General features: G+C 45.8%; 9 protein-coding genes, 3 tRNA genes and 1 pseudogene. 8 read left to right on the top strand and 5 right to left on the bottom strand.

What is annotated here, in order from left to right; all coding sequences use genetic code 11:
- Positions 1-51: 51 nt before the first annotated feature.
- On the bottom strand, positions 52-2,214 hold the full coding sequence (locus RDU59_01620) for a glycoside hydrolase family 57 protein (protein MDQ7837175.1): 2,163 nt from the start codon (positions 2,212-2,214) through the stop codon (positions 52-54).
- 45 nt (positions 2,215-2,259) lie between these two features.
- Positions 2,260-2,622, bottom strand: a complete 363-nt coding sequence (gene dksA, locus RDU59_01615; GenBank protein ID MDQ7837174.1) for an RNA polymerase-binding protein DksA — start codon at positions 2,620-2,622, stop codon at positions 2,260-2,262.
- Positions 2,623-3,258: 636 nt separating this feature from the next.
- On the opposite strand from dksA, the gene dnaN reads away from it, so the two are divergent.
- The 4 genes from dnaN to RDU59_01595 all read left to right on the top strand — a co-directional run bounded on the left by dnaN (position 3,259) and on the right by RDU59_01595 (position 10,388).
- Entirely contained in the window at positions 3,259-4,374 is a 1,116-nt protein-coding gene (gene dnaN, locus RDU59_01610; GenBank protein ID MDQ7837173.1) for a DNA polymerase III subunit beta, read from the top strand.
- A 15-nt stretch (positions 4,375-4,389) separates the two neighbouring features.
- Positions 4,390-6,804 carry a DNA topoisomerase (ATP-hydrolyzing) subunit B gene (gyrB, locus tag RDU59_01605; GenBank protein ID MDQ7837172.1) on the top strand — a complete coding sequence of 805 codons (2,415 nt, stop codon included), beginning with the start codon at positions 4,390-4,392 and terminating at the stop codon, positions 6,802-6,804.
- A gap of 118 nt (positions 6,805-6,922) precedes the next feature.
- Positions 6,923-9,370, top strand: a complete 2,448-nt coding sequence (gyrA, locus tag RDU59_01600) for a DNA gyrase subunit A (protein ID MDQ7837171.1) — start codon at positions 6,923-6,925, stop codon at positions 9,368-9,370.
- Entirely contained in the window at positions 9,357-10,388 is a 1,032-nt protein-coding gene (locus RDU59_01595) for an NAD(P)H-dependent glycerol-3-phosphate dehydrogenase (GenBank protein MDQ7837170.1), read from the top strand. Before gyrA ends, RDU59_01595 begins: the two co-directional genes overlap by 14 nt.
- A 14-nt stretch (positions 10,389-10,402) precedes the next feature.
- Here RDU59_01595 and RDU59_01590 read toward each other — a convergent pair.
- Both RDU59_01590 and RDU59_01585 read right to left on the bottom strand, forming a co-directional pair.
- A tRNA-Ser gene (locus RDU59_01590) sits at positions 10,403-10,495 on the bottom strand.
- Positions 10,496-10,536: 41 nt separating this feature from the next.
- A tRNA-Ser gene (locus RDU59_01585) sits at positions 10,537-10,624 on the bottom strand.
- A 97-nt stretch (positions 10,625-10,721) separates the two neighbouring features.
- On the opposite strand from RDU59_01585, the gene RDU59_01580 reads away from it, so the two are divergent.
- Positions 10,722-10,796: transfer RNA gene (locus RDU59_01580), tRNA-Gly, on the top strand.
- Positions 10,797-10,886: 90 nt separating this feature from the next.
- Positions 10,887-12,152 carry a glycosyltransferase gene (locus RDU59_01575; protein ID MDQ7837169.1) on the top strand — a complete coding sequence of 422 codons (1,266 nt, stop codon included), beginning with the start codon at positions 10,887-10,889 and terminating at the stop codon, positions 12,150-12,152.
- Here RDU59_01575 and RDU59_01570 read toward each other — a convergent pair whose 3' ends face one another.
- Complete coding sequence (locus RDU59_01570) at positions 12,153-13,490, bottom strand: glycerate kinase (protein MDQ7837168.1); 1,338 nt, start codon at positions 13,488-13,490, stop codon at positions 12,153-12,155.
- A gap of 273 nt (positions 13,491-13,763) precedes the next feature.
- On the opposite strand from RDU59_01570, the gene RDU59_01565 reads away from it, so the two are divergent.
- Positions 13,764-14,762 (top strand): sodium:calcium antiporter, encoded by a 999-nt coding sequence (locus tag RDU59_01565; GenBank protein ID MDQ7837167.1) that lies wholly within the window; start codon positions 13,764-13,766, stop codon positions 14,760-14,762.
- 58 nt (positions 14,763-14,820) lie between these two features.
- Positions 14,821-15,486: pseudogene (locus RDU59_01560) on the top strand (DUF5752 family protein).
- Positions 15,487-15,489 lie beyond the last annotated feature (3 nt).

Here is a 15,489-nt window from a genome sequence, read left to right as displayed (position 1 = left end):
GTCTAGGCAGTGTCCTTTTTGAGTTTTGCCGTTTAGGTACCAAAGAAAAGATTATACCTGCCAATGAATCTGCTCAAAGTTTTCATCTGGCACAATAATGGCAAGATAGCCTACAGATGGATACCTTTCCTTTACCAACCCCTTATCTCTTACCTCCACCACAAGACGGATCTCCTCGCCCACATTGAAACCAAGATATTTAAAAGACACCGCCAATTCAACAAACTTATAAATACCAATAGACTTGAACTCATCAACCAGAACATGGTCGTCTGGCCTGCCCTTATATAATCGGTAATAAAAACCGTCTCCTTTAGCTGCCGGGAAGACAGTAAGGAAGTAAGGACGGCTGTTCAAAAGGTAGAGATAAATCTCCTGGTCCTGAGACCATCCGGAAAAATCCGCTTCGTCTGTCTCAAGCCGGAAACAGAGGCTGTCCACATTAAAACCATAATATATGGCTGTTATTCTTTCCCTTCCCTGATACATGGCCCCGCCCGTTGTTTTGGTTTCAAAATAACCTGCTCCACTCCACTCATAAAACTGCGTCAGACGTCCATCAAGGACAGGGTGTATAAATCCCCTGGGCTCTATAGGTGGAATCACTTTTTTGAGCCTTTTTATAGGAGACTTCAGTCTTTCAGGTACTTCTTCTCCCATGGCCCGATATACCTGGGATAGATATTCCCGGAAAAGGCGGTCAAACTCAAAAGAATAAGCGCAGGAGAAATGTTCTCCGTACCACCAAAACCAGTCACTGCCCTCCGCGGCATGAAGGCTTTCCCAGGCCTTAGAGACGGCCTCATCAGACAAATCCCTTCTCTCTTCAAGGCTCCTGGCTAAAAAGGACCTCGTCTGTCCCAGGATATCCCAGCCCTCATTCTCCTCTACTCCACCAATCCAGATGTCAAAATTGTGGTTTATCCAGGAGCCGGTATAAAGATGGGCTATAGATCCTGTCGGTGGAAATTCTTCCAGGTAGTCAGAAACAGTGGTGGTTTTAAAATCAGAGCTGTTTGAAAAGCTCTTATAAATTTCTGTAAGGAAGGTCTCCCCTCCATTGCTGTAATGCTCCCAGGGGTTTTCTCCATCTAAAATAATGTTCAACAGAAGCGGTTTCTTACCTGACTGCCAATTATTCCTTATATTGTGAAGATGGGAAAAGAAATCTTCCGCTGCCTGGCGGGGCTGATTGCGATAATAGACAAATCCAAATAGGTCTGATAGGCCATGATCCCTAAAAACCATATTTACCTTTGCCCCCTCATGCTCAACAGCGTATGGATAAAAAAGGGTGTCACGGTTATAATTACCGGTCGAAGATTCGCCTTGGCGTGCCAGGGAATGAAAAAGAATGCCTTCGTCTGTCGCTGCCCATTTGATACCCAGTTCACTCATAATTGGAATGAGTTCCGGGCAAACCGAGCCTTCCGAGGGCCATAGTCCACGAGGTCTCTGCCCAAAAATTTTTTCGTGGAGGCTCATAGCTTCTGAGAGATGCCAAAAGGCATCTTCAGGATATTGAAAACGTTGGGGTAGTCTTACCTCAGGAATAGGCCGTCCGGCGAAATCAGAATCGATCAAAAGTGGTAAGATTGGATGATAGAAGGGGCTGGTGGTAATTTCTATCTGTTTCTTTTCAGCCAACCTTGCATACAGAGGAATGATTTCTTTAATTACTTCTTGCTGCGTATCCAGGACTATACCCTTATCTCTCTCTGAAAAAAACTGCCCTTTTCGGAATAACCCATAAATATCCGGCTTTTTTCGGCTGGTATAGCCAAACCAGGTAAGATTAAACCATATTTGAAGATCGAGGAAGTCCTGTGTATTGAAACGTGCCACGCTTTCTCTAACCCGGGATTCATCAATTACCATTCCGCGTTTGAGTAGTAGCTGCCAGAATCGCGGGTATGGTTTGATCATCGTCTCCCAGTTACAATTAAAAAAATTACTAAGGATGAATTCCCTATCCTCGCTCGTAAGCTCCCCGGCCGGTTTGGCGCTTATATCCAAAAAATCATCCTTGGCCTGGCCTGAGGCATAATCCTGTAACTGTACCAAAAGGGCCGGCACGAGATTAAAGGTTTGTTTTATCGATGAAAAATTAGAAAGTAGGGATGGCATGTCATGGTAAGCCTTTATACCATGCAAACGAACCCAGGGCATAGAGTACCGGCCCCGAAGAGGGTCTTTATAGTTTGGCTGGTGCATGTGCCATAGAAAGGAGATATATAGCGGCGGCTGGTTCATTGCCTATTATGTACCGCGCATCTTTTCTGTGGCTTCTTGTTTCCTTTTACAATCTAAACATAAGGTAGTAACCGGGCGAGCCTCTAATCTTTTTTCCGAAATATCTTCGCCGCAACTCTCGCAAATACCAAATGTCCCGTCATCTATCCGTTCTAATGCGCTTCGTATCTTCTGTAAAAGCTTCCTTTCCCTGTCCCGAATACGCAGCTCAAAATTACGATCTGATTCAAGCGTGGCGCGATCGGCCGGGTCAGGGAAATTATCACTTAAGTCTGTCATATCAGAAAGGGTTTTTTCCGCCCCACTTAGAATTTCCTCTATTTTTTTGTTTAGTAATACCCTGAAATATTCTAATTTTTCCTTTTTCATTCCCAATCCTCCGCCAATACTTAAATGTATAAATACAAAAACCTACCATTTTTTCTGATAAAGTAAAGTATAATCATACCCTAAACTTCTTATTAAATCCAATCTTCGAATCGGAAAGAAAAAAGGTAACGCGACTATAAAGACCGGTCCTACTCTTACCCTACATCCGTTTAATTTTTCAACATTTTCCTTTAAAAAATAAGTGAATACCGGGATCAGGCGTTCGTTTTTATTTATTTTTTCTTCTATACCCTCTTCTCTATCTATATGATATAAGAATTTATCAGTAACTTATTCTTTAATATTAAAAAATAAAATAAAAACATAACGTTATAATATTATCCTTTAGATTGAAGTTTTTCTTATTCTAAATTATACTGCAAGTGCTCTTTATATCTTTTTCTGAGTCTAATGAGTCTTTAATACTCTTTAAAATTATGTTAGAAATTTGTTAATAATTATGTCCCGTGCATTATAGATTAAAGAAAAATAACAAATAATGCACAATTCTGCATTTTATAAAAAAGTGAATAGTTAATTTTTACAAATCCTTACGTTATTTTTCAACTATTTCTTATCAGATATATTATTAAGAAGTATCTTTTAATAATCTATATAAATAATAAGGAATAAAGAATGGAACTAAAAATTAACAGAAATGAGTTACTGGATGGTTTGAATAAAATACAAACCGTAGTTGAAAAGAAAAGTACTATGCCTATTATATCAAATGTCTTACTTGATGCATTAGACGATCGTTTAAATATAATAGCGACTGATCTTGAAGTGGGGATGAGAACAGAACATAATGCTGAGGTTATAAAAAAAGGAAAAATAACCGTCCCGGCCAGAAAACTATATGAAATGGTCCGAGAAATCCCAGGCCCACATATAACTATAAAGGAAAAAGAATCCGGCAGGATAAATGTAAGTTCGGGTAAAATTATTTATACGTTAGTAGGCTTACCGGCAGAACAATTTCCTTTGGTGTCATTTCATGAGGATGCAAAGACTATTGAAATCCCCGCAAAGACAATAAAGGATTTAATAAACAAGACTATCTTTTCCGTCTCTTTTGATGATAACAGAACCAATTTGGCAGGTATTTTTATAGAGAAGACAGCACAAGAAGATAAAGAGATATTGAGGATGGTATCCTCTGATGGACATAGATTATCTCTTATGGAAAAAGATGTTCCCGGTATAAACATCCTGGAAATTGATTCCGGGGTAATTTTACCAAGAAAAGGAGCCCGGGAAATACTAAAATTGTGCGAAGATGCAGAAAAGATTCTATTAGGATTCAAAGAAGATATCTGCGTTGTTGAAGCAAATAAAACAAAGATAGTGACACGGCTTATTGATGGAGAATTTCCGGATTACCGGACAATCATACCTGCGGAGGGTAACAAAAAGATATTTATAGAAAGGCAGTTTTTTTTGGATGTTCTGCGCAGAACAGCTATATTGTCCACGGATAAATATAAAGCAGTCAGCTTTAATTTTAGCAAAGGGAAAATGGAGGTTTTATCAGTAAATCCGGATATAGGAGATGCCAGAGAGGAGCTTGAAATAGAGTATGAAGACGATGTATTTAGTATAAACTTTAATATTAACTATTTAATAGAAGCCATTGGGGCTCTGGAGAGCAATAAGATAGCTATAGAATTTGAAAACGAGACCAACCCATGTCTTATAAAAGGCACTGAAGAAGAGGGTTTCTTGGGTATTATTATGCCCATGCGCGTGTAAAAGAGGATTATATAAATGAGTGTTTTTGAAGGTCAGATAGAGAATGCAGATATTAATAATTATACGGCTAAAGAGATAAAGGTACTAAGTGGTCTTACAGCGGTACGAAAAAGACCAGCTATGTATATTGGGAACACCGGTCCAGAGGGATTGCATCATCTTGTTTACGAAGTGGTGGATAACAGCATCGATGAGGCCCTTGCCGGATACTGTAATTATGTAGAAGTTTTGATTCATAGAGATGGAAGCGTTACCGTAGAAGATAATGGAAGGGGCATACCAGTTGATATTCACCAGACGGAGAAGAAACCCGCGGTAGAAGTGGTTATGACCGTGCTTCACGCCGGAGGTAAATTTGATCATAAGACATATAAAGTGTCCGGGGGCCTGCACGGGGTAGGGGTCTCTGTTGTGAATGCCCTTTCTCGATATCTGGAGGTTGAAATCTTTCTCAACGGGAAAATATACAAACAGAGATATGAGAGGGGAAACCCGGTAACTAAGTTAGAAGTTATCGGAGATACAAAGAAAAGAGGAACAAAGATAAACTTTCTACCGGATTCTGAGATATTTGAGGAAACAACAGAGTTTAATTTTGAAATACTTTCCCAGCGATTAAGGGAGCTGGCCTTCTTAAACAAAGAGGTAAGGATAGTATTAGAAGATGAAAGAAGCGGGAACAGAAAGGATTTTTTTTATGAAGGGGGTATTATATCTTTTGTACAGTACCTCAACAAAAACAAGACCGTTATTTATGATACGCCTATATACATATCCGGCAGGCGCGGCGATATAGATGTAGAGATAGCCTTACAGCACAATGATTCATATGTAGAGAAAATTTTTTCTTTTGCCAATAATATTAATACAAAAGAAGGGGGTACTCACCTTATAGGGGTTAGATCTGCGCTGACCAGGACGCTGAACCAGTACGCACTTAATGAAGACCTCCCCAAAAATCTAAAAGAAAGGATGGAGGGCGATGATGTAAGGGAGGGCCTGACGGCCGTAATAAGTGTCAAGATACCCAACCCTCAGTTTGAAGGCCAGACCAAGACAAAACTGGGGAATAGCGAGGTTAAGGGGTTAGTAGAGTCACTTGTCAATGAGAAACTCTCTTTATACCTCCAGGAAAATCCTTCTATCGCCAAGAAAATACTGGCTAAAGCGATAGACGCTGCCCGGGCCCGGGAGGCCGCCCGCAAAGCTAAAGACCTGGCCAGAAAAAAGGGTAGTTTATCAGATATGGTTCTTCCTGGGAAATTAGCTGATTGTCAGGAAAAGGACCCCGGCAGAAGTGAAATCTACATAGTCGAGGGTGACTCGGCCGGGGGATCTGCCAAGCAAGGCCGGAACAGGAAATTTCAGGCCATCCTCCCGCTTAAAGGGAAGATACTTAATGTAGAAAAGGCACGCTTTGATAAGATGCTGGAAAGCCAGGAGATAAGGACTCTAATTGCTGCCTTGGGAACAGGCGTGGGAAAGGCAGACTATGATATTAACAAGCTGCGCTACCATAAAGTTATTATAATGACTGACGCAGATATAGATGGTTCCCATATAAGGACCCTCCTGTTAACCTTTTTCTATCGTCAAATGCCTGAGTTGATTGAAAACGGTTTTCTTTACATAGCCCAGCCGCCGTTATATCGGGTGGCAAGAGGTAAGGAAGAAGAATTTATAAAAGATGAAGTTCGGATGAGCAGCCGTTTTTTAAAGAGGGCCGTACAGGAAAAGAATATCTCTGTAAAAGGAACGGAAAGAATATTTTCCGGACAGGATTTGGTGACCCTTATGGAGGGCCTGGTTCGTTATCAGGCCCGTCTCAATAGTCTGGCAAGGAAAGGATATGCGGCAGATGTCATAGAAACACTGGCCCTCAACCAGGGAGATCAAAAATACCTTTCTCAGGGGGTCATAAATACCGGGGCCTTCCGGGAGGTGTTGAACCGGAATGGCTATAAAAACGTAACAGTAACCGTCCGGGATGGAAAGGAAGAGATATATTGCCCTTCTAAAACAAAAGGCCGGCCTGAAAAGGCTATTACACTGGAATTCGTGGTTTCCCCGGAGTTTCAGAACCTGTGTGAACTGGGAAGAAATGTTTCTCAACCGGGTAACCCTCCTTTTGTGCTGTCCATGGATAACTATGAGTACGAGGTTAAATCCAGGGGTGAGCTTCTGGAAAGGGTGATGGAAGAAGGAAAGAAGGGATTTTTTATCCAGCGTTATAAAGGATTAGGAGAGATGAATCCCGAGCAACTCTGGTCCACCACTATGGACCCCTCACGGCGCACACTCCTTCAGGTGCAAATAGAGGACGTCTTTACTGCTGATGAGATATTTACGGTTCTTATGGGGGACAAAGTAGAGCCCAGAAGAGAGTTTATCCAAACAAACGCCCTCGAAGTCACATTCCTTGACATATAAAAAGAAAGAATTCAGAAGACAGAATACAAGTGTCAGCAGTCCTAAGAGCGAATACAGAGGGCGGTTAGTTGATTATCGGCTGTCAACTGCAGACTGTTGATTAGTAATAGGGGTTATTATGTATTCCACGGAAAGTATTGGCCAGGTCAGCATCGAAAAAGAGATAAAAAAATCATACCTTGATTATGCCATGAGTGTAATCATCGGCCGAGCCTTGCCGGATGTGCGCGACGGGCTTAAGCCGGTGCACAGGCGTATTTTATACGCCATGCACGATTTAAAGAACGAATGGAATAAGCCGTATAAGAAATCGGCGCGTATAGTCGGTGACGTCATCGGTAAGTATCATCCGCATGGAGACGTCGCTGTATATGACACGCTCGTTCGCATGGCGCAGGATTTCAATATGAGATACCCCCTGGTGGACGGGCAGGGGAATTTTGGATCGATTGACGGGGACTCTCCTGCGGCTATGCGATATACAGAAGTTCGTATGGCAAAGATCACCCAGGAACTTCTTGTTGACATTGAAAAAGATACCGTCAATTTTTCCCCAAATTACGATGACTCCCTGATGGAACCAGAGGTTCTTCCCTCCCGATTGCCAAATCTGCTCCTCAACGGTTCCGCCGGAATAGCCGTGGGGATGGCCACAAATATACCACCGCACAACTTAACAGAGGTCGTTGACGGGCTTCTTCTTCACATAGATAAACCGGATGTTACTACAGATGACCTTTTGTCCTGTATCCAGGGCCCGGATTTTCCAACTGGTGGTTTTATCTGTGGACGGTCCGGTATAAAAGAGGCTTACCGGACGGGGCGGGCCAGTATCAAGATGCGTGCCCGGGCCGCTATTGAGAAGGCCAGAATCACCGGGCGGGTGAGTATTGTAATAAATGAACTTCCTTTTCAGGTGAACAAGGCCCGGTTAATCGAGCGGATTGCGGAACTGGTCAGAGATAAAAAGATAGAGGGTATTCAAGCGGTAAGGGATGAATCAGACCGGGAAGGCATGAGGATCGTTGTCGAACTGAAGAAGGATGAGGTGGCGGATGTTGTTTTGAATCAACTTTATACGCAGACCCCCATGGAATCCTCCTTTGGGATCAATATGCTGGCCATCGTAAACAACAGGCCGGAGGTTTTGACCTTAAAGGACCTCCTGGGCCATTTTTTGGAGCACCGGCAAGAGGTCATTATCAGGAGGACGCGATTTGACCTGAAAAAGGCAGAGGAAAAGGCGCACCTCCTTGAGGGATTGAAGATCGCCCTTGACAATCTGGATTTGGTCGTTGATTTAATCAAGTCCTCGGCCACACCCAAAGAGGCCAAGGCGAGATTGGTCGCCACCCTCCATCTGTCTGAAGTACAGGCCCAGGCCATCCTGGATATGCGTCTGCAAAGGCTGACCGGTCTGGAAAGAGAGAAGATATTAGAGGATTATAGGGCGACCCTGGCGGACATAGAGCGTTATAAGGCGATACTGGCGAGCGATGAGCTGGTTCGTAGCATCATAAAAGAGGAGTTGCAGGCCGTAAGGGCTGCCTATGGTGATGAGCGCCGCACCGAGATTGTAGAAGACGCGGGAGAGATCAATGTAGAAGACCTTATTGCTGAAGAGGATGTGGTGGTTACAGTCTCACATCGCGGCTACATTAAACGCAATTCGGTCAACCTCTACCGGAGCCAGCGCCGGGGTGGGAAAGGTATAACCGGGGCAGAAACGCGGGAAGAAGATTTTGTGGAGAATCTTTACATTGCATCCACACACGATTATTTTCTTTTCTTCACAAACCTTGGCCGGCTCCACTGGCTTAAGGTCTATCAGATTCCTCAAGCGGGGCGGCTGGCCAGAGGGAAAGCCATCGTGAATCTGCTGAATTTGCAGGCAGAAGAGACGATAAAGACCATATTACCCGTGCGTACTTTTGAACCAGACCGGTATCTAGTTATGTCCACAAAGAAAGGACTGGTGAAAAAGACGGACTTGATGGCCTATTCCAATCCGCGCGCCGGGGGTATTAATGCGGTAAATATACGCGAAGGAGATGAACTGGTAAGCGTAGCGCTTACAGATGGGAAGAAGGACATCTTTTTGGTAACCCGTCACGGACTATCTATTCGCTTTAATGAGGATGACATCCGGGAGGTTGGACGTGTGGCGATGGGTGTGAAGGGCATCTCGTTAGGAGAAGGTGACGAGGTGGTCGGTATGGAGGTCGTGGGGGAAGGCGCAACCGTTCTTACTGTTACGGAAAACGGGTATGGAAAGAGGACCAACCTGGAAGATTATCGCCCACAAGGCCGCGGAGGGAAGGGCGTTATTACGATCAAGACAAGTGAGCGCAATGGGCCGGTAGTGGGGGCGTTACAGGTTATTAAAGACGAAGAAGTGCTGCTTCTGGCTAGTAGCGGAAAGATTATTCGGATTAAGGTAAGCGGCGTTCCCACACATGGACGCAACACGCAGGGCGTCAAACTCTTCCAAATGGAGCCAGCGGAAAAGGTCGTGAGCATCGCCCGACTGGCGGAGAGGGAAGAAGAGGCCGATGTCCAGACGTAGTTCTATAGGTGTTATAGGAGGAGGGAGCTGGGGTACAACCCTAGCCAACCTTCTTGCTGAAAAAGGGTGTGATGAGGCGACCTTGTGGGTCCGTAGAGAGGCCCTGGCCGGAGATATGGCGGAGACCAGGGAAAACAAGACTTATCTGCCGGGCATAAAGCTGGACGCCCGGCTTGGAATTACATCTTCCCTGAAAGAGGCCGTCGAGTCCAAAGAGTTTATAGTGATGGCGGTTCCATCGCATGTCTTGCGAGCCGTAGTAAGCCGGCTAATCCCTTTTCTTTCTCCTGCCAGTATCGTGGTCACGGTCAGCAAGGGTATAGAGAATGAAACACTTCTCACCATGACAGAAGTTTTGGAAGAATTATTGCCTGGAGAACAGCACGATAAATTGGCCGTCCTTTCCGGTCCCAGTTTTGCCCGTGAGGTAAGCCAAAAGGTTCCTACAGCGGTGACCGCTGCCTCGGCGAGTGAAGATGTAGCCAGAGCGGTACAGGAATTATTCGCCACACCATACTTTCGTGTCTATCGTTCCTCTGATGTCAGGGGCGTAGAATTAGGAGGCGCCCTTAAAAATGTTATTGCTATTGCGGCCGGTATCTGTGACGGGCTTGGTTTTGGGACCAATACCCGGGCAGCCCTGATTACGCGTGGGTTGGCCGAGATAAGTCGCTTAGGGCTAAAAATCGGGGCAAAACCCCTTACCTTTGCTGGCCTGGCCGGCCTGGGTGATCTGGTCCTGACCTGTACGGGAGATCTGAGCCGGAATCGGACGGTAGGTCTCAGGCTCGGGCAGGGAATGAAACTGAAAGAAATCCTGGACGGGATGAAAATGGTGGCTGAAGGGGTAAAGACCACCCGATCGGCCTATTTTCTGGCCCGAAAATGCCGGGTAGAAATGCCGATAATTGAACAGGTGTATAAAGTACTCTACGAGGATAAAGACCCGCTCGGGGCAGTTAAGGACTTGATGTCTAGAGATTTGAAAGAGGAAGGGGAGGTGTCCTTTTTCCAGTAGGGTGAGTGAAGAAATGGCGGAGAGAGAGGGATTCGAACCCTCGGTAGAGGTTTCCCCCTACACTCGCTTAGCAGGCGAGCACCTTCGGCCTACTCGGTCATCTCTCCGTAGCCCGGTAAAATCTAAGATTTCAGATTTGAGATATCTTTGGCGGAGGGAGTAGGATTCGAACCCACGTTCGCGTGAGCGAAAGCGGTTTTCAAGACCGCCGCCTTAAGCCTCTCGGCCATCCCTCCAACGGACAACATTTTTAACATCTGTTACCGGTTGTGTCAATGATTCGTTACGGTGTTGACAAAGCAGGCGGTTTGCGGTATAAAAATTGCTGAGTGAGCGGGAATAACTCAGTGGTAGAGTGCAACCTTGCCAAGGTTGAAGTCGCGGGTTCAAATCCCGTTTCCCGCTCCATTTTATTTTTGCCTCTTGATTTCCGCCAGATATTTCTGCTCCACCCCACTAACCCAAACTGTATCCCATTATAAATAAACGGAGGCCAGGGTGTACTACACCGCATTAAGACCATATACCTTGAAGAGACTGGAGGAGATAGGCCGGGCCGATATCCTGGTGGGTATTCCTGCCTATAACAACGAACGGACTATAGCCCACGTGATCCAGATGGTTTCCCACGGCCTGGACAAGTATTACAAGGAACACAAGAACGTAATTATGATAGCCGACGGGGGCTCTACCGACGACACCCGGGAGATGGTTAAAGAATTTCAGCTTAAGCCCTGGCAGGAAAAACTCCTTTCCATCTACCGCGGACCGGGCGGGAAGGGCACGGCCTTTCGTTCCATATTTGAAGCGGCAGTAAGGCTGGACGTCAAGGCCTGTATCGTGGTGGATTCAGATATCAGGAGCATTACCTCGGACTGGGTGCAGCATCTGCTTTCTCCGGTTTTGGAGAAAGGCTATCAATATGTTACACCGGTTTATTGTCGTCATAAGTACGATGGCACTATAACCAACAATATAGTCTATAATCTGACCCGGGCTCTTTATGGAAGGCGCATCCGCCAGCCCATAGGTGGTGATTTTGCCTTTTCCCGGGAAGTAGCCGCTTACTATATTGATCAACCGGTATGGGATACGGAAATCGCCCGTTTTGGTATAGATATCTGGATGACTACACAGGCCGTTGTGCAAGGATTTAAGATTTGTCAGGCCAACCTGGGGGTCAAAGTGCACGACGCCAAGGACCCGGCTGCACACCTGGGGCCTATGTTCCGCCAAGTGGTGTGGACTATCTTTTATCTCATGGAACAAAATGAATCTTATTGGAAAAAGACAAAAAAAAGTACGCCGGTGGAGACCTTCGGCGCTGAGAAATGTTCGGAACCGGAGCCTATTAAGGTCGATTTAGATGGACTCATTTATAATTTTCAGGTTGGTTTTAAACAATTCAAGTCGTTTTGGAAGGACATATTAGATTCTGATAGTTACAGTGATCTCAAAAAAGCCTCCAAAATGAGTGCGAAGGACTTCTCGTTGCCGGTAGAGACCTGGGTCCGGATTCTCTACGAATTAGCGGCCACCTTCCACTATTGGCCGATGAACCGAAACAAACTGGTAGATCTCATGACCCCCCTCTATTATGCACGAGTCGCCTCCTTTGTCCGCGAAACGTGGGATATGGATTCTTCTAAGGCCGAAGAGATTGTAGAGAAAAACGCCGAGGCCTTCGAACAACAGAAGGGTTATCTGCTTAAGATGTGGGATAAGAAAAGAAAGGTATATGAAAAACTGAGTGAAAGGGTTTAGCTATCTTATCAACATAATATGGATGTCCATAACATTGGTTCTTGTGGGGCCGGTTATAAGTAGCTCTCCAGTCTCTTTAAAAAGGGTATAGGAATCATTGTTTGTAAGATAGTTTTCAGGCTTCAGGCCCTTTTTAAGTGCCTTTCTATAGGTACTGCCGCTTACTATGGCCCCGGCGGCATCTGTGGAGCCGTCTGTCCCGTCTGTCCCGCCACTCACAAACGTTACACCGTTTAACTCTTGTATTTCAATAGCAAAAGACAGGGCCAGCTCGGTATTCCTTCCCCCAAAGCCCTTGCCTTTGACCGTAACGGTGGGTTCACCTCCGGCGAGAATACAGAGAGGGGGCGATGACGGATGTCCCGACCGGAGAATCTCTTTCGCTATGGCCGCATAAAACCTGGCCAGTTCTCTGGCCTCACCCTGGATTTGTGACGAGAGGATCAGGGTTTTAAAGCCCAGGGATTTGGCCTTGTTCTCTGCGGCTTTCAAGGCTACTAAATTACCTCCAATAATAAGGTTGTAAACCTTACAAAAGCAGAGATGACCGGGTCTTGGCGTCTCTTGTACCTTCCCTTCCAGCCCGGCCCGGAGATGTTTGATAATACCCTCGGGCAACCTGGACGTAAGGTTATATTTTTCCAGTACATCCCAGGCGTTCTGGAAGGTGGAAGAGTCAGGGACAAAAGGCCCTGAGCCTATAACATCCAGATCGTCTCCCACGACGTCGGAGAGTATCAGGTTGATCACCGTGGAAGGGTGGGCCTGTTTGGCCAGACCCCCTCCCTTGGTCATGGAGATATGCTTGCGCACGGCGTTTATCTCTTTAATGGTGGCCCCCGACTTGAGAAGGAGATTGGTCAGTCTCTTTTTCTCAGATAACGTGATGGGAGGTACGGGCAGGGGCGATAGGGCCGAGCACCCGCCGGAGGTAAGAAATATTATAAGGTCGTCGGCTTCAGACCCTTTGAGAAGTGCTAATATCTTTTGTGCTGCCTGGAGTCCGGCCTTATCCGGTACAGGATGTCCGGCTTCCAAGGCCATTATGTACTTGAGTGGGCCAGAGTGGCCATACCTGGTAACTACGATGCCCTTACGGATTCTTTTTTGCAGTATTTCTTCACAAGCGGCGGCCATGGGCACAGAAGCCTTGCCGGCGCCAAGGACAAAGACCCGCCGGAACCGCCTCAGGTCATACTCACGGCCTTTTTGCAGTTCACCGCCGAGGATAAGCATATCGTTTTTGACCACAAGATGTTTATGCACGGCTTCATACGGATCTACAGCCGAAAGACCGGCCTGGAAGATTTTTCTGGCGGTAAGGCGAAGGTCGTCCATAAGATTGCCTGTTTTGGAGAGGTATGATAAGCTTTATATTAATATGATGGCACGGATATATCAAATAGTTAGTTTTCATCCGGAAACCAAAAAATTCCGGATGAGCTATCAGCACTCAGCCATCAGCGTTCAGCTTAATATGTTGTTTGTCTTAGGTTTTTGCTGACAGCTAATTGCTGATCGCTGAAAGCGTGAAGCCGGAAACAGTAGTTTCCGGATGAACACTAGTTAGTTCAGGTTCAAGACCACACGAAAAGACAATCTCCGGGGACAATGGCAATCCTCTGGCTTAAATTTGTAATCGCTACACTGGCTATCCTTTATTCAGGCGCCAGACTTTCCGTTTATGGCGATATCATAGCCGAGAAGTCGGGCCTGGGAAGGACCTGGGTAGGAGTGGTTCTGATGGCCTCGGTGACTTCGCTGCCTGAACTGGCTACCGGGCTGAGCTCCGTAATCTACACCCATACCCCAGACATCGCTGCCGGAGACATTCTTGGTAGCTGCGCCCTTAACATGCTGATACTGGCGGCACTGGATGCTGTTGTCGGGCGCATCCCCTTATCTTCGAGGGCCCACCAAGGGCAGACCTTGGCCGCAGGCTTCGGGATCCTTCTCCTTTCTTTGGTGGCCCTCAGTGCCTGCTTTAATAGTATGGCCGTAACCGTTGGCTGGATCAGTCTTTATAGTATTCTGTTTATTCTTATCTACCTGGTGGCTATGCGGCTTATCTTCTTTTATGAGAAGCAGCAGAGATCGGCTGCGAGAGAAAAGGTTATAGGATTGAAATATGGGGAGATCCAGAAGAGGACTGCTTACCTGGGGTATTCTATTCACGCTGTCCTGGTTATAATTGCGGGTGCGTGTCTCCCCGGTATTGGCAAGGGTATTGCTGAAACTACGGGCCTCGGTCAGACCTTTGTAGGAAATATTTTCATTGCTGCGGCCACGTCGCTCCCGGAGGTAGTGGTCTCTGTCTCTGCGGTAAAGATGAACGCTATAGACTTGGCTATCGGAAATCTTTTTGGAAGCAATCTTTTTAATATAGCCATTCTGGCCTTAGACGACATATTTTTTGTAGAAGGCCCCCTTCTATCTTTTGTGCAACAGAATCACCTGATCTCGGCCCTTTCTGCTATAGCGATGACCGCTATTGCTATCATCGGTCTGACCTATCGGGCAGGCAGAAAAAGGCTGTTTTTGGCCTGGGACTCGGTTGGGATAGTGCTTGTTTATCTTGTTAACCTTATGTTACTCTATACAAAAAGGTAGGGGCAGCAGCTCTTACCGATAAGGAAGATAGGAAAGAAACGAACGCTTCAGACGCTCTATGGAAAAACCCATACCACCCTTCGAGTTCAGACAGTGTGCGAGCATACTAAAATCCACAGGTGAAAAGGCAAAAAATCTCCGGGAACTCAGAGACATAATTGCTCGTGTCAGTGATGAAGCCATATTTCATCACACCTACCAATATTTCTTGAAGGGTCATATCTATCAATATACCAACGATTTTGCCCAATGGGCCGGATAAAGTCTGGAAGAAGAGGCGCTTGCCGAGCATCTATCAGTTCTAGACCCATACGAATTTAAGACTATAGAGGCTTTGCGCAGTGCGCTGGTGGCGGTAATCGATCATTATTTAATAGATTTTCCTGAGCCAAGAGAGGCTATGCCTGGAGATGAATTCCATTTTAATGAGACCATAACCCTCATATTTCCGGTCGGGATAAGGGCAAAGAATCTTGCCGAATTCTTAATGGCTATAAAATATGTGGATGCCGGGTCGATATATTATCATTTCTACGAGGCAAGGATGCGTCTGGGCGGCGGCATAGATGATTTTTCTGCGTGGATAGAGAGCTCTCTGGAAAAGAAAGATCTAGGAGAAAAGATAAGGGCCATAGACCCTTTTATGCATAGCATAGAGGAGATCAGGAACCATATAACCAACGTGGTTGAGAAAGAGGCCAGGCGCGACATGGAGGTTATGTAGGCG

The organism is Thermodesulfobacteriota bacterium (assembly GCA_031082315.1).
GTDB lineage: Bacteria > Desulfobacterota > QYQD01 > QYQD01 > QYQD01 > QYQD01.
Note: the sequence above shows the minus strand (reverse complement) of the source record. Positions and strands in the feature narration are given on the sequence as shown.

Excerpts from the sequence above, each read along its gene's own strand:
- RDU59_01620 (MDQ7837175.1), bottom strand. The coding sequence starts at position 2,214 with ATGCACCAGCCAAACTATAAAGACCCTCTTCGGGGCCGGTACTCTATG.
- dksA (MDQ7837174.1), bottom strand. The coding sequence starts at position 2,622 with ATGAAAAAGGAAAAATTAGAATATTTCAGGGTATTACTAAACAAAAAA.
- dnaN (MDQ7837173.1), top strand. The coding sequence starts at position 3,259 with ATGGAACTAAAAATTAACAGAAATGAGTTACTGGATGGTTTGAATAAA.
- gyrB (MDQ7837172.1), top strand. The coding sequence starts at position 4,390 with ATGAGTGTTTTTGAAGGTCAGATAGAGAATGCAGATATTAATAATTAT.
- gyrA (MDQ7837171.1), top strand. The coding sequence starts at position 6,923 with ATGTATTCCACGGAAAGTATTGGCCAGGTCAGCATCGAAAAAGAGATA.
- RDU59_01595 (MDQ7837170.1), top strand. The coding sequence starts at position 9,357 with ATGTCCAGACGTAGTTCTATAGGTGTTATAGGAGGAGGGAGCTGGGGT.
- RDU59_01570 (MDQ7837168.1), bottom strand. The coding sequence starts at position 13,490 with ATGGACGACCTTCGCCTTACCGCCAGAAAAATCTTCCAGGCCGGTCTT.
- RDU59_01565 (MDQ7837167.1), top strand. The coding sequence starts at position 13,764 with ATGGCAATCCTCTGGCTTAAATTTGTAATCGCTACACTGGCTATCCTT.